At 62.1% G+C, this 19,779-nt stretch carries 19 protein-coding genes; 6 read left to right on the forward strand and 13 right to left on the reverse strand.

Going from position 1 to position 19,779, the window contains the following annotated elements:
* Positions 1-31 precede the first annotated feature (31 nt).
* From NCS58_RS28595 to NCS58_RS28615, 5 genes are all read right to left on the reverse strand, one after another.
* Positions 32-523 carry a hypothetical protein gene (locus NCS58_RS28595; RefSeq protein ID WP_061119579.1) on the reverse strand — a complete coding sequence of 164 codons (492 nt, stop codon included), beginning with the start codon at positions 521-523 and terminating at the stop codon, positions 32-34.
* 137 nt (positions 524-660) lie between these two features.
* Positions 661-1,107: a nuclear transport factor 2 family protein gene (locus NCS58_RS28600; RefSeq protein WP_250538923.1), complete on the reverse strand. Its 447-nt coding sequence runs from the start codon at positions 1,105-1,107 to the stop codon at positions 661-663.
* A 23-nt stretch (positions 1,108-1,130) separates the two neighbouring features.
* Positions 1,131-1,508, reverse strand: a complete 378-nt coding sequence (locus NCS58_RS28605) for a cytochrome c family protein (RefSeq protein WP_061119521.1) — start codon at positions 1,506-1,508, stop codon at positions 1,131-1,133.
* On the reverse strand, positions 1,505-3,229 hold the full coding sequence (locus tag NCS58_RS28610) for an FAD-dependent oxidoreductase (protein ID WP_250538924.1): 1,725 nt from the start codon (positions 3,227-3,229) through the stop codon (positions 1,505-1,507). The genes NCS58_RS28605 and NCS58_RS28610 overlap by 4 nt, the downstream gene beginning before the upstream one ends.
* Positions 3,230-3,254: 25 nt before the next feature.
* On the reverse strand, positions 3,255-4,187 hold the full coding sequence (locus NCS58_RS28615; RefSeq protein ID WP_250478072.1) for a transporter: 933 nt from the start codon (positions 4,185-4,187) through the stop codon (positions 3,255-3,257).
* A gap of 258 nt (positions 4,188-4,445) precedes the next feature.
* Here NCS58_RS28615 and NCS58_RS28620 point away from each other — a divergent pair, with 258 nt between their 5' ends.
* Complete coding sequence (locus NCS58_RS28620; protein WP_061119582.1) at positions 4,446-5,291, forward strand: AraC family transcriptional regulator; 846 nt, start codon at positions 4,446-4,448, stop codon at positions 5,289-5,291.
* Positions 5,292-5,312: 21 nt separating this feature from the next.
* Positions 5,313-6,278 (forward strand): LysR family transcriptional regulator, encoded by a 966-nt coding sequence (locus NCS58_RS28625; protein WP_061119522.1) that lies wholly within the window; start codon positions 5,313-5,315, stop codon positions 6,276-6,278.
* A gap of 6 nt (positions 6,279-6,284) precedes the next feature.
* On the opposite strand, the gene NCS58_RS28630 is transcribed toward NCS58_RS28625, so the two are convergent.
* The 4 genes from NCS58_RS28630 to NCS58_RS28645 form a co-directional block, all read right to left on the reverse strand.
* Positions 6,285-7,205 (reverse strand): AEC family transporter, encoded by a 921-nt coding sequence (locus NCS58_RS28630; protein ID WP_061119523.1) that lies wholly within the window; start codon positions 7,203-7,205, stop codon positions 6,285-6,287.
* Between the two features lie 188 nt (positions 7,206-7,393).
* Positions 7,394-7,768 (reverse strand): c-type cytochrome, encoded by a 375-nt coding sequence (locus NCS58_RS28635; protein ID WP_250478073.1) that lies wholly within the window; start codon positions 7,766-7,768, stop codon positions 7,394-7,396.
* A 20-nt stretch (positions 7,769-7,788) separates the two neighbouring features.
* On the reverse strand, positions 7,789-8,193 hold the full coding sequence (locus tag NCS58_RS28640) for a hypothetical protein (protein ID WP_061119525.1): 405 nt from the start codon (positions 8,191-8,193) through the stop codon (positions 7,789-7,791).
* 366 nt (positions 8,194-8,559) lie between these two features.
* Positions 8,560-8,859 (reverse strand): hypothetical protein, encoded by a 300-nt coding sequence (locus NCS58_RS28645; protein WP_250478074.1) that lies wholly within the window; start codon positions 8,857-8,859, stop codon positions 8,560-8,562.
* Positions 8,860-9,188: 329 nt separating this feature from the next.
* Here NCS58_RS28645 and NCS58_RS28650 point away from each other — a divergent pair, with 329 nt between their 5' ends.
* Positions 9,189-9,656: a zinc-finger-containing protein gene (locus NCS58_RS28650; RefSeq protein ID WP_061119527.1), complete on the forward strand. Its 468-nt coding sequence runs from the start codon at positions 9,189-9,191 to the stop codon at positions 9,654-9,656.
* A gap of 28 nt (positions 9,657-9,684) precedes the next feature.
* Complete coding sequence (locus NCS58_RS28655; protein ID WP_061119528.1) at positions 9,685-10,176, forward strand: hypothetical protein; 492 nt, start codon at positions 9,685-9,687, stop codon at positions 10,174-10,176.
* Between the two features lie 1,459 nt (positions 10,177-11,635).
* Here the strand turns inward: NCS58_RS28655 and NCS58_RS28660 are convergent.
* A complete protein-coding gene (locus NCS58_RS28660) occupies positions 11,636-12,613 on the reverse strand; it encodes a ParB/RepB/Spo0J family partition protein (protein ID WP_061119529.1) in 978 nt (325 codons plus the stop codon).
* Positions 12,610-13,821 (reverse strand): AAA family ATPase, encoded by a 1,212-nt coding sequence (locus NCS58_RS28665; RefSeq protein WP_061119530.1) that lies wholly within the window; start codon positions 13,819-13,821, stop codon positions 12,610-12,612. Before NCS58_RS28665 ends, NCS58_RS28660 begins: the two co-directional genes overlap by 4 nt.
* Positions 13,822-14,467: 646 nt before the next feature.
* On the opposite strand from NCS58_RS28665, the gene NCS58_RS28670 reads away from it, so the two are divergent.
* Complete coding sequence (locus tag NCS58_RS28670; RefSeq protein ID WP_061119531.1) at positions 14,468-15,874, forward strand: replication initiation protein; 1,407 nt, start codon at positions 14,468-14,470, stop codon at positions 15,872-15,874.
* Positions 15,875-15,927: 53 nt separating this feature from the next.
* Here the strand turns inward: NCS58_RS28670 and NCS58_RS28675 are convergent, their stop codons facing one another.
* Together NCS58_RS28675 and NCS58_RS34230 are read right to left on the reverse strand one after the other, a co-directional pair.
* Positions 15,928-17,193, reverse strand: coding sequence for a YbfB/YjiJ family MFS transporter (locus NCS58_RS28675; protein ID WP_409219315.1), 1,266 nt, complete (start codon positions 17,191-17,193; stop codon positions 15,928-15,930).
* 168 nt (positions 17,194-17,361) lie between these two features.
* Positions 17,362-17,487: a hypothetical protein gene (locus NCS58_RS34230; protein WP_284502442.1), complete on the reverse strand. Its 126-nt coding sequence runs from the start codon at positions 17,485-17,487 to the stop codon at positions 17,362-17,364.
* 154 nt (positions 17,488-17,641) lie between these two features.
* Here NCS58_RS34230 and NCS58_RS28680 point away from each other — a divergent pair, with 154 nt between their 5' ends.
* Positions 17,642-19,756: a phosphocholine-specific phospholipase C gene (locus tag NCS58_RS28680; RefSeq protein WP_061119532.1), complete on the forward strand. Its 2,115-nt coding sequence runs from the start codon at positions 17,642-17,644 to the stop codon at positions 19,754-19,756.
* The last annotated feature ends 23 nt before the right edge of the window (positions 19,757-19,779 follow it).

Consider the following 19,779-nt stretch of genomic DNA (forward strand, 5'->3'; position numbering starts at 1 on the left):
GAATGTTTGAAAGTGGTTGGCGTATGCGTGTTCACTGAATGCAGATGTCGGCCCACTTCTCGACCGAAGCCGAACCGAGGATCGTCTGCACGAGCAGCACGCCGGTCTTTCGCGCTTCGAAGCGATACGCCACGCCAGCGGGCAGGAGCGCCTGATGACCGCGACGCAGACGCACGAAACCCATCTTCTGGCCCGAAGGCTCGCCTTCGAGCTTCACCGTGCCTTCGACGTTTTCGGCGACCAGTGCGCCATCGGAAGGCTTGATGAAGTGCACGTCGATTTCGCCATCGAGCGCGACCGCGAATTCATCGTGCGATGCGCAGAACCACGGCGACACGCCTTGTGCGCGCAACGTTTCGATCACGTACTTCAGGTTCTTGCCGACGACCACTTTTTCGTAAGGCGCGGCGTGGCTCGCGACTTCGAACACATTGGACATCGCGTAATGCGAGGCCTTGCCCTTGATGACTTCGATGTTGCCCTTGCGATAGTTATCGAGGCTGCCGAGTTGGGTCTGTTGCATGTCTGTCTCCTTGTCTGCGGTCACGTTCGCGGTGTCGCGCTGGAATCAAGATTAGGGCTGCGAGCGGCGAGAGGCAATGAATCGAGGTTCGCGTTTGCCGAACGATGCGTGCTCGATCGCGGCCCTAGGGAAAGTACTTACTGCTGCGCTTGCCTGTCCGCGAGCCACGGATAACGCAGCGTGTCCGCGCCTTCGTAGTCGGGATCGAGATAGATGAAGCAGCGCTGGATCTTGAAGTCGCGGATCTCGAATACGTCCGTCCAGCGGCCCGCATGCGTGACGCCCGCGCGCCAGTCGACGCAGCCTTTCGTGGTGCCGTAGCTCGTGCCTTCGACGACCACCGTGTCGCCCTGCTGAATCACATTCAGATACGCGAGGTCATGCTTGAACTTCGCGACGATGGAACCGAGATCCGCGAAGAGTCGTTCGAAGGCCGCGCGTCCCGTCGCGATGCCCCACTTCGGGAAATAGACTTCGGCGTTATCGTCGAACAAATCGAAAAACGGTGCGCCGCGATCGAGCCTGCGCAGATATTCGAGCGCGATGGTCTTGCGCTGTTCGTCGGTCATGGTGATGGGGTTCATAGTCTCGTCTCCTGTTGTCCAGTTCAATGCAGCGTGCGCAGATAAGCGATGATCTTCTGGCGTCGCGCTTCATCGCCTTCGAAATAGGTCATCGCGTTGCCGGGTGCGACGGATTGCGTATCGGTGAGCCACGCGTCGAGCAGTTGCTCGTCCCAGACCTTGCCCGCCGCGGCCGCCTTCATGCCCGCCGAATACTTGAAGCTCGGGTCGGACGCCATCGGCTTGCCGGCGATGCCGAAGAGATTCGGCCCTTGCCCGTTCGGCTCGCCCTTGCCGAAGGTGTGGCACACGGCGCAGTTGTTCGTCGTGAGCTTTTTGCCGACCGCAACGGGATCTTGTTGCGCGCGCACGGTGGTGCTGACGAGCGCGAGCATCGTCAATAGATAAGCGATCCGAATCATGATTGATCTCCGTTGGCGGACTGCGCCGCACGATAAGCAAACGCGATGATTGGCCCGAGCGTGCCGCCGCCCGCCCAGTAAGCGCGCGCGGACGCCGACGCGACGCAATTGCCGACGCCGTAAAGACCCTTGATCGGTTCGCCGCGCGTATCGAGCACCTGTCCGTGCGAATTGGTTTTCGGGCCGCCCTTGGTGTCGAGATTCCCCGCGACGATGAGCGCCGCGTAGTACGGTCCCTTTGCGCTCAGCGGATACATCGTCTCGTTCTTCTGATCCGCTTTCTTCGATACCGGCCCGTTGAACAGCTTCTCGACGATGCGCTCGCCGCGATGGAAATCCTGATCCACGCCCGTCTTCGCGAAGCCGTTGAAGCGTTTGATTGTCGCCTCGACATTGCGCACGAAGTCGTCGGAAAGATCGGCGCTGCCGAGCGCGCTTTTGTGCTTCGCCATGCGTTCGCGAATCGCGGCTGCCAGTTCCGTGAGCGTATTGCCGCGCAGTACGTGACGGTCGTTCGATCCCTTCGGCACGATGAGACTGCCGTAGTCATCGCTCGCGCAATGGTCCTGCGCCTGCTGGTCCCAGATGGAAACAAGCGTGAGATTCGGATACTCGCCCTTCGCGCCGTCCCATTCGGAGAAGGTCGCGCAGACTTCGTTGTACGCGAGCTTCTCGTTGACGACGCGCTTGCCGTACTTGTTCACGTAGAGCATCGAATCGCCGGTCGGCGTGAAGATGCCGGACAGCGAGCCGTCTTTTGCGACGGCCTTGTCGAGCGAGATCGGCGCCATCCACGAGTAGTTCATGTTGCGCAACTGCACGTCGAGCGCGCTCGAAATGCGCACGAAATCGCCTTCATTGGTGGGCGCGGCGCAACCGCCATACACCGCGCCATGCAGGAAGTTCTTGCGCAGTTCGGGATCGTGCGTGAAGCCGCCCGTTGCGAAGATGACCGCCTTTTTCGCGCGCACGCGAAAGAGCGTGCCCTCTTCCGTCAGCGATTCGACGCCCATCACCGCGCCCGATTCATCGACGAGCACCTTCTGCACGCGATAACCCGTCCTGATGTCGATGCCGTCGCGCCGTGCCGCGGCGCTCATCGTGCGGATCGCGACGCGTCCGCCATCGGACATGCTCGGCAGTCCGTCCTTCGGAAACAGCACGCGGCCGCGCGGCGCCTTGTCTTCCGGCAGCTCGGCCCAGTAATCCGGCACCGCCGCTTCATGTCGATACGGCAGCGCGCCCTTGCTCGCAAGCAGTTCCGCCGCGGGCGACGCGCTGTCGTAGATCGCCTCGCACATCTCGTACTCCCAGTCCGAGAGGCCGAGCTTCGGCAACGACGGATCGTATTGCTCGGGCCGCGACAGACGCGCGACATAGCGCATGTAATCGGGCTTCGGATCGGCGATCCCCGCGCGGCGCATCGGCTCGTTGTTCGGCACCCAGTACCAGAACGCGGCTTTCGCGGCCGTGCCGCCGACGCTGCCGGCCTTCTCCAGAATCACGACGCGGTTGCCGAGCCAGCGCGAGAACAGCGCGCACGGCAGGCCGCCGCCTCCGCCGCCGCACACGACGACGTCGTACTCCGCATCGAATTTGATGTCGCTCGCGGCACGCGCGGTGAGCGACACCGCGCCGAATGCGGCCGCCGCGGTGCCGGCGCCCGCAGCCTTGATGAAATTGCGCCTCGACGCGGCGGGAAGCTTGTTGGTCTCACTCATGTTCGTCTCCATCGTTGGAATGTGCTCACCAGTAGTGCCACGCCTGCACGAGTATTCCGTTGGTGAGCGTGGTGTTGCGCCCCGAAACCGAGTGCTGGTACTGGATGGAAAGCTGGTCGTACATCTTCTGGTGCAGAAACGGCAGGCTGTTCGGCTTGAACTGGAACAGCACGCCGAGCCCCACGGTCGTTTCGCGGCTCGCGCTGTTCGCAAGCGGCATCGACGCGGTCTGGTTGAACGTTCCGCCGCTCGTCTGGTAATCGAGACCGACGAAGGGAATCGCGAAGGGGTTGTCGGGCGGCGAGATGCTGTAGCCGACGCGCAGGTTCAGGTGAAACGTGTTGCCCGGGCTCAGGTCGTCGTGACCGGAGCGCAGCGTGCGTCCGCGCAGAATGCCGCCGAGCAGCAGATCGACGTTCACATGCCCGTACCAGTCGTCGTAGAAGACGGATGGCCAGAACGACCACGTGTTCGTCGATACATCGTTCTGGCCGATCGGCACCTGTACGTAGGCCTGGAAACCGAGCGTCGTCGCGGGCGCGGGGTTGTACCAGACGAGCCCGCCGACGAGCGGATCGCCGATACCGCTCGCGGAAAACTGTGAGCCCTGCGTGCGAATCTCGGGCAGCGTGATGCTCGCGTTGAAGCCGACATGCGGCAGCGACGGCACTTTCCAGTAGTGGATGAACGTCGAGAGCCCGACGAACGTGTTCGTGCCCGGACCCGCGACCTGATTGCCGTGCGAATCGAAGGCGCGGTTGTCGTGATTCCATTCGAGGTTCTGGCCGAAGGAATCGTATGTGCCTTCGAAGTCGCTGCTGAACTGCCAGGTCTGCGGGCGGTCCGTCGCGAAGGGAATGCCCGACGCGTGCGCCGTCATCGAACAAAGCGCGCCAAGCAGGGCGAGCGCGCATGTTCCCCGCCTTCGAATCGTCTGTCGTGTGTGCCGCGTTTGCATCGTCGTCTCCGTCGTTCGTGTCGTATGGGCGAACGTTACGAAGACGCGGCGCGCGGGTCTTTCAGGTTTTGCGAGTTTCAGATTCCGGGCGGCTCGCGGACGGATCCGGGTATACACCGGGACGCAAAGCGCGCACGCGGCGTTCGCGAATGGCGACCCATCGCGCGTGCAAGGGCTTCCCGCGCGCATCTATACTCGCGTGAACAGCGCCGTCCGATGGTCCAGTGGCAAGCCGCGCAAAGACATGGAGACACGATCATGAGCGCCACCGCCGCGCCCGCCCGCATCGACCGCTTCAGCGCGGTCACGGGCGTCCCGGGACTCGAATACTGCATTGCCGGACCGCGTCCTTATTCGCTTGAGCTGAACAATTCGTCGGACATGATCTGCCTGTTGCTCGGCACGATCGTCTCCGACACGCGCTACGACGACGGCCCGGCCGCGCCCTTCACGTTTCGCGCTGAAACGGCCGCTTATCATCCGCGCGGCGGCAGCATGTGCATCGACGCGCACGACGTGCGTCATGGCTTCATCGCGTTTCGTTATTCGGAAGCGTTCGTGAATCGCATCGCGGACAGAAGCACCGAGCGGCTGCGTCGCGCGGGCAGCCGCAGCAATCTCGGCGCCGATTCCATCCGGCATCTCGTGCGTTATGCGCGTCAGAAAGCGCCGAGGGAGTCGGGCAAGGTCGATCCGTGGGAGCTGCAATGCGTCGCGACGCTCGCGTGGATCGAAACGACGCGGCATCTCGAACGCGCCGCGCGCGAGCGCAAGTCCGCGCTGACGGACGCGGGATTCGCCACCCTCGAAGCGTTCGTCGCGGACAACATCGACCAGAGCCTCTCCTGCGCCGATATCGCCGCCGAACTCGATCTGCCCGTGCGCGCCGTCTTCGATGGCGTGAAGGCGCGCACCGGTTATTCGCTCTATCGCTACGTGCTGGAAAAGCGCATCGGCGTTGCGGCGCACATGCTGCGTTCGGGCGATGCGCCGCTCGTCGATGTCGCCGCCGCGTGCGGATTCTCGTCGCAGCAACACATGACGGCGCTCTTCTCCGAGCGGCTCGGCACGACGCCGCTGCGTTACCGCAACGGCGCAGCCTAGCGGACGGAAACAGGAGGAAGCATGGACCTCTTCATGTCGATGGAGGCCTTCGTCCGCGCAGCGGAAGCGCAGAGCTTCGCGAGCGCGGCGCGTCAGCTCGGCGTGGCGAAATCGGTCGTCACGTCACGCGTGAAGCAGCTCGAAGAGCATTTCGGCGTCGCGCTGTTTCATCGCTCGACGCGTGCGGTGCGTTTGTCGGAAGTCGGCGAAACGTACTATCGCGATTGCCTGTTGCTCGTCTCCAAGGTGCGCGAATTGTCGGGGCGCGCGAGCGCGGAAACGCAGTCGTTGTCGGGCACGCTCAATGTTCACGTGCTGCCGGGCTTCGCGCTCGGGCATTTCTCGCAGGCGCTGATCGCGTTTCGCGAGGCGCATCCGCGCATCGAGTTCGTCGTGACGGTGAACGATCGCGTAATCGATCCCGTCCAGGAAGGCTTCGATCTCGCGTTGCAGATCTATCCGCCCGCGTCGAATCTGCTCGTCGAACGCAAGCTCTTTCCGGTGCGCGGCGTCTTGTGCGCGACGCCCGCCTATCTCAAGGAGGAGCCCGTCATCGAGACGCCGCTGGATTTGCTGCGCCACGATTTCGCGCGTTACGCGCACTATCCGTGGGGCGACAACTGGCCGCTCATGAAGGGCAACGAGTGTTATGAAATCGCGCTCAACGCCGTGTTGAAGACCAACAGCGTGCATCTGCTGCTCGAGTTCGCGCGCGCCGGCGCGGGTGTCGTCTATCTGCCGACGATGGTCGCCGCGAGCGATCTGCTCGAACGCCGGCTCGTGCGCGTGCTGCCCGACTACGCGGCGCCGCCGCTGTGGCTCTCCGCGGTGTATCCGACCTCGCATCGCTCGACGACGAAGGTGAAAGCGTTCGTCGATTTCCTGCGCGAACGCTATCTGAGCGAGCCGCAATGGGACAAAGCGCTCGGCATTTCGCCGCCCGACGACGAAGAGCGCGACGTCGACGAAGAACTCGGCGACGTATGACACGCGCTAGAGAACATAGAGCCACGCGAGCAACGTGCCGATCGAGAATAGCGTGGTCATCGAGATGACCGCGCCGACCACGCTTTTCTCCACGTCGTACTCCGACGCGAGCACGTAAGCGCTTTTCGCGGTCGGCACGGCGGCGCAGACGACCGCGGCGATGGTCGCGGTGCGATCGAGTCCTGCCGCGATGCAAAGCGCGTACACGACGAGCGGCACGATGACGAGCTTGAGCGCCGTCAGCAGCGCGTAGAGATTCACGCGGCCGCGCAACTCGTTCAAGGTCAGATCGAGACCGATTGCGAAAAGCGCGCACGGCGTCAGCGCTTCGCCGAGTATCGTGAGGAACGACACGGCGGGCGCGGGCAGCGTCAATCCGCCGATCGACCACAGCAGCGCGCAGATCGTTGCGAGAATCACGGGATTGGTCGCGATCTGGCGCGCGAGCGCCGTCACATTGATCTTGCGCGACGCGTCCAGCCGGCCGATCTCGACCAGTACGACGAGCACGGGAAACATGATCGCGCCGACGAAGACGGTCGCGACCGCCGCCGCGAGCACGCCGGGCTTGCCGTACAGCGTCTTCAGGATCGGCAGCGCGACGAAGCCGGTATTGGTCATCGACACCGCGGCGGCGAGCATCGCGCTCGCGGCAAGGCTGGCACCGCGCGCGATTCGCGCGACGAGCAGCACGGCCGCGAAGCAGATCATCGAGCCGCCGCCGAACGCGGCGAGAAAGCGCCATTCGAGCAGCGAATGAAGCGGCTCATCGGCGATGGTGACGAATACGAGCGCGGGCATCGCGACGTAGTAGGCAAAGCGCATCAGCGACGGCGCGAGCGTATGCGGCATGTAGCCCGAGACGCGCGCCACCCATCCCGTCAGGATGACGGCGAAGATCGGAAGAATCATGCCGGCGAGATGCATGGCGGGCTCCGATGTGGATGAAGCGCCCGGGCGCGACCGCCCGTTTCTGAATGGGCATCATTATCGGAGAAAAGCAGCGCGCGACGTGCGAATCTGCGCAGTCGCGCGACGGCGGGGTTCAGCGCTCGAGATGTGGCCTCGTTGTCGTCTGCAATGCGAAGCGTCCCGAGCGCGCCAAACAATTGCTTTCATTCGCGCCCCGGCATCGCGCCGGCGGCGAGGCTGCCGTCGGCGCGTGCGGCGAAGTAGCGCTGGATCGCGTCGATATGATTCTCGATCAGCGGATTGCCGCGGTAAGCGGGCATGCCCATCTGCGGATTGCCGTCGAGAATCGCGGCGATGAAGCGCTCGCGGCTCTGCGTGCGCGCAAAGCCGACGATCGACGGCGCGGCGAGTCCCTCATGGTCCTTGCCATGACAACGCGCGCAGTCGGCGACACGCACCGCGCGCCATGCATCGACGAGCGCGGCGTCGGCTGCGCCGGGCGTCTGCGTTTGCGCACGCGCGAATAGCGACACGCCGGCCATGCACGCGAAAACGCACGAAAGCGATCGTCGCGTCATGTGGGCCGTCCGCGCCCCGCTCACTGCTTGCGATCGGACAGCCGGCCGACGTACTTCCATCCCTGGTCGCGCGTCCATACGTAGGTGAAGCCCGTCGGGCCGTCGATGAAGACGGTCATCGGCCGCTCGCTATCGGACGCTTCCTTTTGCGGTTCCGCCGACGCGGGCGTGATGCGCGCTTCCATCGGCTTGAGACCGGCGTCGCGATCGTCGAGGCGCCAGCCGTCTGTATCGGCATAGGTCAGGCGCGATGTTCCGCCCGACGGGGTTTGAACCGTGAGCGTGAGCGGACCGCCGTCGACGGCGATGGGGCGTGCGTCGGCATCGTTCGTTCCGTTCGCGGCGAGGCTCACGTCGCATGCCGCGCCGAACGCCGCTGCGATGATCGTGAGGAACATTGCGTACTTCGTCAGATGGGATCTCATTTCGGTAGCTCCTTGCTGGCCGCGTGACGGCGGCTGTGTGGATGTGCTCATACATCAGAGAACGAACGAGGCCTCGATGAATGTGAAGCCGGGAGATCCGCGAGCGATGGCGATAGGGTTTTCGCTACTGAATCAGGAGCGTCGCGCATGCCGGGCGTTGTGTGGCGAACCCACGTGCGGCCGATGAGAGGCCGTCTTGTGATGGGCTCTACTATCGACCGAACGATCGTCGGGAAAAACCACGCATCCGGAGGGACGTCACCCCGCCATCGGGGGACTGCGCATTGGAAGGTGATCGGCGGGAGGAAGGAATGGGATCGAAGGCGTCCCCGCCGCCTTCGTTACGTCACTGCCGGCACTTTGCTTTTATTGACCATCATAGATATTGCAGCTTAGTCCCGGCGTGCAGAGCTGACTGGTGCTGACCGGCCACGCGTCGCGCGATGCGCTGCCGGACTTGTGCATCGCCGTCGCCCCGCCATAGCTGGAATCGTTCGTTGCCGTGCTGCTGTCTTGCGCACTTTGCTGCGCGGCACTGCCTTGTGCCGGCGACATCTGCATGTCTTGCGCCTGCGCGAAAGGGCTCATCGCGAAGACGCTAGCGGCCGTTGCTGCCAATAGAAAAGTTGCTCTCATCGCCACCACCTCTTGGATCAGGGAATTCATTGAGGACTGCAAGCTTGCGACGAGCTTGCGGGCACGCATGCGGGGACCGGGTTGCGGGCGCGGGGCGGTGCGCCTTCCAGGCTTCTGATCGAACGCGAGGATTTAGGGGCCTGTAGGCACCGAAAGCGCGTAGCTTGTAGCACGCACTCCTACGTTATACCGTGGATCGAAAAAGTAAATTCCGATCGGCGCTCTCCTTTGCACGCGCGCGTCACGCAGGTTTTGCGAACGCGCTTGCTTAAGCGGGCTGCGATATCGCGCGATGTCCGGAACGCGAAGCGGCCGGCCGGTTTTGATATATTGGCTTTCCCGCCCGGGAGTTTCTGGCAATGCGTGTCGGCCGACCTGTCAAACCTCTGCCTCATCCGAACTGCGACTACTGCAACGCGCCCGCGACCCTGACACGCGCGGGCGACGAAGCCTATCCTTATCGCGACGACCACGGCCCGCTCTGGATGTGCGCCGATTGTCAGGCGTGGATCGGCATCTTTCCGCGCAGCACGCGCAACGTCCCGCTCGGCCGTCTCGCCGATGCGCGATTGCGCGATCTGAAAGTGAAGCTGCATGCGGCGCTCGAGCCGCTCGTCCAGGCCAAGGTCCGGCGCGACGGCTGCAATGTTTTCGAGGCGCGGTCCAAGGGAATGAAGTGGCTCGCGCAGACGATCGGCGTCGAGCCGGACAAGTGCAGCATCCACACGCTCGACGCCGACGAGTGCGAGCGCGCGATCGCGGTTGTCGAACATTTCGAACAGGAACGCGGTCAGCACCCTTCAGATTCGGCGAGCGATGAACGTTAACCTGAGAAGGTCAACCACCGATCCTCGCATGTCACGCACTCTACCTTTCCAGCGCTCGCCTCAGGCGACGCGCGCACGGCTCAGCAAGGCACAGCTGCTTCCCATCCCGCGCGCGGTGGCCGACGAGCTCGCGCTCGCGGCGCATATGTCGCTGACGGCTTTGCGCTCGGGCTCGCCGGATATCGCGCCCGCGCAGCACATCACCGAGGCGATGTATCTCGCGAAATTCCTCGCGGAAGCCGGCCACGGCGACTTCGCTCACGACGAACTGCTTCGCGCGGATCAGGCGATGGCCGCCGTGTTCGACGCCGGCCGCACCTCCGGCTCGTGGACGCTCGCGGCAGAAGACTTCGACCGGCTCGCCGCAATCGTGTCGCTTTACGATCATCAGTTGCGGCGGGCGTCCCTGGGGGCGCTTTCGGTCGCGAGCGAGCGGCTCGAACGGTTCAAGGCGGGCGAGCCTTATCAGCCGCTGCACGCGCGGAAGTGCGCAGATCGATTTTTCCTCGATGAACTTTAGGTCGGGATGCCGCGCATCCTGATCAAAGACGCGCCATGTGCCATCTTGATCCTCGCGATAGAACGCAGCGTGCATGCTGTGATGGAGTGGCTTCGTTTGGCGTCGTTGGTGTCGGCGCGATTTGGTTCATGTTCCATTGACGAGGAAGGCGGGCACTCCGTCAGTTAGTTGCGCAGGTGACCACATTCACCTCGCCGGCGCGCGCGCAGTTTTACTCTAAGGGTGACTACGCAACCTGTATCAATCGATACACTTGACCAATTGGATCGCTTCGGGGTGAGGCCGTCGCAATGGACGCGATTGAAAATGGACCCAAGTGCGATAAAACGGCCGCGTTTCGTGAAACAAATTCAGGTTATCTCGATAAGCTATTGAAATTTATATATTTTTTTTGGGCGAAGTTGGATTACCGTTGTTTCACGGGCATAGGAAAGGCTTCACTCACGGCGAAGACCAATACCCTCCGCTGCTCGATCACTCCGCTCCGGAATGGCGGAGATACTGCCGGACGGGTTGACGCCTTCAGCGGCCTATCACGACCTGCACGTAACCGATGAAGTATCGTTCGATTCGCGATGATGTTTATGGCGATGATCGCAAAAATCAACAACGCGGCACGTGGCCGCAAAGTGCGCTCGATTCGTCTCATTTTCGCAGGACGTCTCTAACTGAAAGCGCCGACTCCCCGGCGCCGTTATTCAACGCGTTCTTCGAAGGGCGAAGTGGTGCCCTGCAAGATGCCGTCTCTTGCCGAGCATCGCCCGAGCAATGGCGTCAAATAGCTGCGCCCGATAACGGTTCTTATGATCGGCACTCGCGCACAGTTTGCCGTGTGGCCCGGACTGTCGAGTGCAGTCATTTGGCCGGGTGCGTTCAGAGTACAAGGCTTTGGTCTCGCCGCCCGCCGGCCTGAGTACAACATGGCGTGCGGACTAAAGCGTTAGCTTCCATAGCGATGGATCGAGTGTCCGAATTCGGACACTAGGCGTGTCAGACGCTCGCATCTAGGCTCGATTTCACCGCGCGGTTACGATGCTAGCCCCAAAAATCCTCGAGAGGACACCTGGCTCACGCTTCATCTTGGCTGGAGGCATTCAGATCAACTGTCTACGAAACCGCTGGGGGTAGCCCAGGTCTTGGCCCCGGCTCGAATTAGGCGTGCGCAAATGCTAGCGTTCAAAAAATCAAACGCTGGCTGATTCTCGGGTAGTTGTTCGAGGATTTCCTACCCAGTTGATCCAAGGTTCCTCCTTGGGGCGCTATGCTGCAGGGACCGAAAAGTGTCCGAATTCGGACAGTCGGTGCGTACCGTGACGAATCGAGCGACAGAGGTTGATGATCCGTTTGCCTCCGCCCTAAGTGTCCGAATTCGGACACTCCTTCAACGCCCGGCGTATTTTTCGATTGCGCTCGATCGCGGACCATAAAAAAAGCCCGCCGAAGCGGGCTGTCCATTGGCTCACTCAGAGCGTATCGAGAACATCTTCCCAATATGATCTCTAAGCTGGTTTTCCTGCTCCTCCGTCATGACACCCGCTTTGAACTTGAACGTGAGCCCTTTCACGTCTTTCGTGATGCTCCCAGCCTGAACCTTCCCCGCGAATATCTTGAGAATGCTTCGACCGCCGGCATCCGTGGCTGACTCTCCCCGACTCGCCTGCGCGCTCAAACTCGCCGCTACCTTAGTCTGCACCAGATCACCGGAAAGAACCTGTGGCCACAATTCCTGAAGCGCCCTCAATCCTTGCTCGCCAGTCTTCTTCAGCGCGTTGACGATATCTTGCGCTGCCGAGGCCCCCAGAACAGAAGGATTCAAATCCAAATCGCGCTTCACGAAGTCCGGCAGCGAATCGTAGGCGAGAAATCGGTAGAGATCGCTCCGCGTAATCCCCATCGCTTCCGAAAGCCGCGTCCGATTAGGAAACTCCGACTCTGCCCGGCGAATCGCAATCGCAATCTCGTAGTCAGAGAGATCATCGCGCGTGACGTTCTCCATGAGCGCCAACGCAGCCATATCTTGGTCCGTGCACTCGATCACCACCGCACGAACCGACGTCTTGTTAATCAGTTTGTGCGCGCGCCAGCGTCGCTCGCCCGCGACGAGCTGAAACGCCTCGCCGACGCGCCGGACGGTAACTGCTTGCAGCAATCCGACTTCTCCGATCGAGCGGGCCAACTCAGCGAGTTTGGCCTCGCTGAACTGACGACGCGGTTGCCACGGGTTGGGCACAATGGCGTCAACGGGAATCTCCGTCTCGACGCCCCGCGCCTCGAGTTCCTGAATCCGAAGTTGCGCCGCGGCCAACGCGCTCGTGATGCCCGGCATCGTTTGCGGACCGCGGTTCGACTTATCCTTTTTGGTCTCACTCTTGAAATCCGCCGGCTTTGGCAAGTTGGCCGTCTTGGCCATGAGTTGTTCTCGGATGTTATTACTCATGCCGGCTCCTTCCACGATTTGACGAACATATCATCCAGCCATTTGGCATATTGCATCATGGGTTGCCGCACCCGTTGAAGCGACTTCGCCGTGGAATGCGTACTGACGACGTCAAGAGCGGTCGAGAAAGAAAGCGCGCCACCGCTCATTACAGAACTAGCCGGAATCTCAAACGGATCGAGCCAGCGACCATACGCGCTTTGCGCCCATTGACGTACAACCGGCGCAGACGAGGTCTTGCCGTAATCCACCTTCGACAACAGGATGGAAATGAAGTCGTAGACTTTGTCTTCCTCATACGGAAGGAAATCCTCGGCAACATCGGAGAATAGCCGCCAGAACGCGAGTGAACTAATGAAGTCGAGATTCTCCGGAATCATCGGCATGACGAGCGCGTCCGCTGCGAGCAGCGCATTAAGATTCATATACGACAGCGACGGCGATGTGTCGATCAAAATGTAGTCGTACTGCGATCGCAGCGGCTCGAGTCCCTCGCGCAGCACTGCCCAGAATCGGTAACCCTGAATCGTCTTTTGACGAGCGGGGAGCAGGAACTCTGCTCCATATAAGAAGGTATGTCCGGGGATAATGTCGAGGCCATCCCAATACGTCGACTGGACGCTTGCTCCGAGACCTCCTTCCACGTTCTGATCATAGATATAGGGTAGCACCGTGTCGTCGCCGGATATTTCTTTCTCGGCATAAAGACCACACAACTCCGAAGCCGAAGCCTGCGGATCGAGGTCGATGAGCAACACCTTGCGGCCCAGAAGCGTCAACGCTTGTGCCAGGCAAACAGTCGTCGTGGTCTTCGCCGAACCGCCCTTCAATTGAGCGGTCGTCAACACTTTGCCCCTGAAGGCACTGTCGCCGTCGCCAAGGCGAGTCTGATAGATATCGGATGCCATCTTCACCCAGACCCGTACCTCGGGCAGAGTAAACGTTCGACTGCGGCCGCTGCCGTTCAGCGTTCCCGGTGGCAACCCTCCTTCTCCCTTCGTCACCAGATACTGGATCTGCTGGCGGGTCAGATTGCACATCTCGGCCAGTTCGCTGATCGTATAAAAAGGCGCGAGCTTGCGAGGGCGCGGAGCGAGGATCTGCTCCCGGAGGTTGTCCGAAAAGGGTTCAAGGTTATCGGCGAACTCCGCCACTTCGCGAAGGGTGACCTTGCGGTCTTCCATAGGTAGGGTGCCTACGTTTGCCATTCTGCGCTTTCTCCATGTATTGACGTCGAAGCGCAGAATACACGAATACGCGTAAACAAGGTTGTATTGCGTCGAGAAATGACGCTTCGGCTACATCGAGACCGACATCCGATTGATTTTTCGGGTCTTTTTATGCCCAAGCGGATATCAACCGACTATCTTTCACGACCATAACGGCTCCGACGCGCTTCCGCCACCCGAATCCTCTCTCGCCGACAGCACAAAAAGCACCCCGGGGGGCGGTTTTTGGTCAACGATCCGTTTCTCTATTTACGCTGCATTTTCAATGACTTAGCAATTCGAATGCAAAATCCGTCCGTAAACTTCCACCGAGTCCGTTTTGTTTTTTTGTAAACCTAGACCCACCCACCAACAAACAAAGACCCTCATTTTGCTTAAAAATCAACGACCGTCCCTGTGGATAGGGACGCTTTTTGTGAAGCACGGGACGGTTTTTGTGCTGGATGCTCCGCAAATTGGGCTCATGGGAGCGGAAATTGTGTCGACCGGGGCGGAAATTGTGATCGAGTCCAGCGATCGGGGCGGTTTTTGTGCGGCTAGGCTCGTGAATCGCGCGGGGTGGTTTTTGTGTTGACACCCCTTGCTCGCCTGATAGAGTGCCGGGGATCGAAGCCGAATCGGAAGCATGGAAAACCAAGACCTCACTGTCACGCCGAAGCAGTTGGCACTGGACATCTACGAAGACATGTCCGCGCAAGGCTCGGCGATCTGCGAATCGACACGGGACATTGGTTTCCTGCGCAACAACATCTTCACGCGGGTCGGCGGCTTGGGCATTGCCGCGCGGCGCGTGCTCGATGCGGCGTACTTCATCGTCGCGACCAAAGCACCTGAAGAGCTCATCGACGACAAGGTGTACACGTTCACGGCCGACATCAACTACTTCAAATGGTTGATGCGGTATGACAGCCGCAACCACAGCCATCTGATCGCCCAGATGCGATCTGCGGCGCGGGCTCGTGTCGAAATCATGACGGCCCCGTCGATCGAAGAACTGACCGAAAAGGACTCGTGGGGCACCATCAGTCTGCTGGGTGATTGCTACATCGAGCGCAACGTCGTTTGCATCCTGCTTGCGGGACGCGTCATCAAGTATCTGATCAGTCCGTACAAGGCGCACTGGCTGAGCCTGCGGGCATCGACGGCGTTTTCGCTTTCGCTCGCCCGGGCAATCTACGACCGCCTCATCCCATGCGAAGGCCACGGCGTGACCGAGTGGTTCGCATTCGAAGACGTGCTGGAGTGGCCGGGAAAGGTCGGCGAGTCGCGCAAGGAAGTGAAAGAGTTCAAGAAGCGCTTCCTCGAGCCCGCGATCGACCAGCTCAACGATGTCTCGGATTTCGATGTCAGCTGGGAGCCCAATGCCGAACGCGTTACCGCGGACAAGCTGAAAATCCGGTTTCGCTTCACGAAGAAGCAGGGCGCGGATGCCGCCCGCGCCGGCATTCAGGATTCGATGTATCTCCTGTTGCACAACGAGTTCGCCTTCGATACGCCCGACTTCGAGCGCCTCGCCAAGCGCCGCGACGTCTGGACCGACGAGCGGCTCGAGCAGGCCATCGAATACACGCGTTTCAAGCTCAACGAGGGCAAGGTGACGGTCAGTCCCCGCGGCTATCTGTTCAAGGCGCTGGAGGGAAACTACCGGATCGGCGATGCGGATCGAAAGATGGCGTCGATCAAGGCGAAGCAACTCGAGGACGACAAGAAAGACCGCCGTTCGCGCGATACGGTGAAGGCGCACCTCGAAGCCAGCATCCAGGTCCAGAACGACACGGCGAAGGCCAAGATGAGCGAAGAGATCCGGGCCGGCCGCGAGTATTTCGAATCGGTCGACGCTCCGTCGCGCAAGGAGCTTTGCCATTCGTTCGTAAGCCAGTTGATTCCGCAGCGGCTCATCGAGAAACAGGGTCTTTCACGCGAAAGCGTCAGCGCCGACAACATTCTCACCGTCAATCGCGTGGTCGCCGATGCGTTCTGTGCGCATGTCTACGCGAAGCTGAAGAAGGCGCGCGCGGGCAGCCGGATCTGATTCGTACGAGGCGCTGCGAGATGATCCGCAATTCGTAGTATCCAACTACCCCGTCATCCAGGCCGCTTCAGCGGTTTCTGACAACCCGCGAGCACCGCGCCCGCCGCCAGCACGAGCGCGGAATAAACGAGGCCGCGCGTCAGCCCCGCGCTATCCGACACCCGCCCGATCACCACCGGCCCGACGATCTGCCCCAGCGCGAACACGATCGTGAATGCGTTGATGCCGGTCGGCCACTGATTCGCGGGCAGATTGTGCCGCACGAATGCCGTCGTCGACGCCACCGCCGACAGGAACGTCGCACCGAACAGCGTGCCCGAAATGAATGCCGCCAACGGATGCACGAGCATCGCGGGGATGAGCGTCGCCGCGGCGAGCAGCCCGTTGAGGATCGCCAGCGCCTGGCCGCCGCGCATGCGATCGAGTAGCCCGGACCACATCCGCGCCGATACCACCGTCGCTACACCCAGAAGGATATAGAAGCCGCTCACCACAGCCGCGCTCATGCCCGCGTTGCGAAGCAGGGCGACGATGAACGTCATGTAGCCGATATAGCCGATGCCGAAGCAGCCATATCCGGCGAGCGCGAGCGCGAAACGCCGCCGTTGCACAGGTGCGCCGGACACGGCATCCGTGCCGTGGCGCGCCGACGAAAGCGGATGCGCGGATTCGATCCGCCGCGCGGCCCAGACCGCGACGCCGGAAAAAGCGGCGCAGGCGGCGGCGAGCGCGAACCACGCGAAGCGCCAGCCGTGCGCAACGGGCAAGACCGCGACCGGAACGAGCAGCGACGAAATCACGATTCCCCAGCCCGTGCCGCCGTAGTAGAGGCCGATCACGAGCCCCGCATCGCGCGGAGACATCGATGCGAGCCGGGCGGCCAGCACACCGCCGCTCACGAAGATGAGCGCGCTGCCGATGCCTGTCGCGACGCGCAGCACGAGCAGGGCGTCGGTAGCGGTCGTTGCGCCGCTCGCCGCCATCAGCAAAGCGGTGAGCGCGCAACCAGCGATGAACAGCGTGCGTGACGCGACGCGCATCGACAATCGGGAGAACGCGAGCGCGCCGAGCAGATAGCCGAACGCGTTCGCCGTATTCATCGCGCCGGCCTGGGCGAAGTTCCACGCGAGGTCGAGCCGCATCGGCGGCAGAAGGAGCGCGTATGAAAAGCGCGCGAGCCCGAGCGCGATGGCGCTCCCGAGCGACAACGCCACCGCGAGCAAGAGCGCGTGTCTGCGATCGGCCTCGTAGACGATCGCGCGGGAAGGGGCTGGGCTGTTCTCGCGAAGGTCTGCGCTCGCATCGTCACGCTGTCTCACGCTCTTGTCGTCCTATGGATGGCGATTCGTCTTGTCATGTCGTCGGTCTGCCGGCCTATGGTATCGCGGACCGGTCACATTGCTTACACACGTCATGGCTAAGCTTCGCTGCGCTGTATGGATCTGCGCGACCCTGCCGGAGAACCCGATGTCGATCGTCTCGTGCCGCTACGTGAGCGTGGCCTGTTTCGCCGTATGCGTCAGCGCAATCGTTTGCGGATGCAGCAAGCCGGACGCGGATTCGCCGTCACCGGTCGCCGTCATGCGCAGCGAGCCGTCCGAAACAGCCGCCACGAGCGAGCTTCAGGACTGGGCGAAGCAGGCGACAGGAGGCGCATCCGCTCAAGCCGCGCGACCCGCCATGGCACGGGCCGCATCGGAGCCGCTCGCAACACCGGTGATGCACACAGTGGACTAACCTTTCCTATTCACTTCCCCCGCGAAACGAATGAAAAACAAGAACCGTCGTGACTTTCTGCGCGCGGCCGTCGAGGCCGCAGGCGCGACCGCCGCACTCAACGTGATGCCGCTCGGCATTCGCCAGGCGCTCGCGATTCCCGCGAACAACCGTCATGGATCGATCGAGGACATCGAGCATATCGTCGTGCTCATGCAGGAAAACCGGTCGTTCGATCATTACTTCGGCACCTTGCGCGGCGTGCGCGGTTTCGGTGACAAGAGCGCGGTGACGCTGCCGAATGGCAAGCCCGTTTTCAACCAGCCGATCGCGGCCGGCGCGGGCGAAGTGCTGCCGTTTCATCCCGGCGCGTCGAACCTCGGCCTGCAGTTCCTGCAGGATTTGCCGCACGACTGGGTGAGCGGGCAGGGCGCATTCCACGGCGGTCTGTACGATCAGTGGGTGCCGTTCAAGGGCACGACGACGATGGCGTACCTGCAACGCGACGACATCCCGTTCCACTATCAGCTCGCCGACGCCTTCACGATCTGCGACGCCTATCACTGCTCGACGAACACATCGACCGATCCGAACCGCTACTACATGTGGACGGGCTACCTGGGCAACGACGGCGCGGGCGGCGGTCCGGTCGTCGACAACGCGGAAGCCGGCTACGGCTGGTCCACGTTCCCCGAAGTGCTCGAACGCGCGGGCATCTCCTGGAAGATCTATCAGGACATCGGCGCCGGGCTCGACGCGAAAAACGCGTGGGGCTGGACTGACGACGCGTACATCGGCAACTACGGCGACAACTCGCTGCTCTACTTCACGCAATATCAGAACGCGCAGCCGGGCAGTCCGCTGTACGAAAAGGCGCGTCGCGGCACGAACGCGGCCGCCGGCGACGACTACTTCGCGATTCTGAAGCGGGATGTGCAAGCCGGCACGCTGCCGCAGGTCTCGTGGATCGTCGCCCCGGAAGCGTTCTCCGAGCATCCGAACTGGCCCGCGAACTATGGCGCCTGGTACGTCGATCAGGTCTTGCAGGTGCTCACGTCGAATCCGGATGTGTGGAGCAAGACGGCGCTTCTCATCAACTACGACGAAAACGACGGTTTCTTCGACCATCTCGTTCCGCCTTTCCCGCCGACTTCGAGCGCAAACGGACTTTCGACCGTCGATACGGGCGGCGAGATCTTTCCGGGCACCGCGAAATATGCGAGCGGCCCGTATGGACTCGGCGCGCGCGTGCCGATGCTCGTCGTGTCGCCGTGGTCGAAAGGCGGCTGGGTGTGCTCCGAAACCTTCGACCACACGTCGGTGATCCGCTTCATCCAGAAGCGCTTCGGCCGCGCGCACGGCCTGGCCGAACCGAACATCTCGCCGTGGCGCCGCGCGATTTGCGGCGATCTCACATCCGCGTTCGACTTCCGCAATCCGAACACCGCGACGCCCACGCTGCCCGCCACGAGCGGCTACGTTCCGCCCGACAAGCTGCGGCATCCAGACTACGTGCCTGTTCCGCCCGTCGCGCAGGCGATCCCGAAGCAGGAGCCGGGCGTTCGCGCCGCGCGCGCGTTGCCTTACGAACTGTTCGTGCGAACGCGCGCGGATGCGTCGAAGGACACCGTCTCGTTCGATTTCGTCAACACGGGCAGCGCGGGCGCGGTATTTCTGCTCTATCGCAACGCGAGCGCGGACGCGCCGCGCACCTACACGGTCGAAGCGCGCAAGCGTCTCGCGGACCGCGTCGCGGCGAATCCGGACGGCAGCTTCGATTTCGTCGTGCACGGCCCGAACGGCTTTCTCCGGCGGATCGCCGGCAAGGCGGGCGCGCAGTCGCACGGCTGGTGGTCGCGCGAGCAGGCCGCGCCCGATGTCGCGGAAGGTTACGACGTCGCCAACGGCAATCTGCAATTGCGGCTCGCGAATCGCGGAACGGCCGCGTGCACCTTCAGCGTGACCAATGCGTACGATCCCTCGAAGACGATCACGCGACGCGTGCGGGGCGGCGACACCGAGCAGGTCTACCTCGATTTGCGCGAAGCGCACGGCTGGTACGACGTCGAAGTCAAGGTCGACACCGATCGCGCATTCTTGCGCCGCCTCGCCGGTCACGTCGAGACCGGCCGCGACAGCATGAGCGATCCCGCGCTCGGGGAATGATCTCGATCGCAAGAATGACTTCC

The organism is Caballeronia sp. INML3B (assembly GCF_023631305.1).
Classification (GTDB): Bacteria; Pseudomonadota; Gammaproteobacteria; order Burkholderiales; family Burkholderiaceae; genus Caballeronia; species Caballeronia turbans.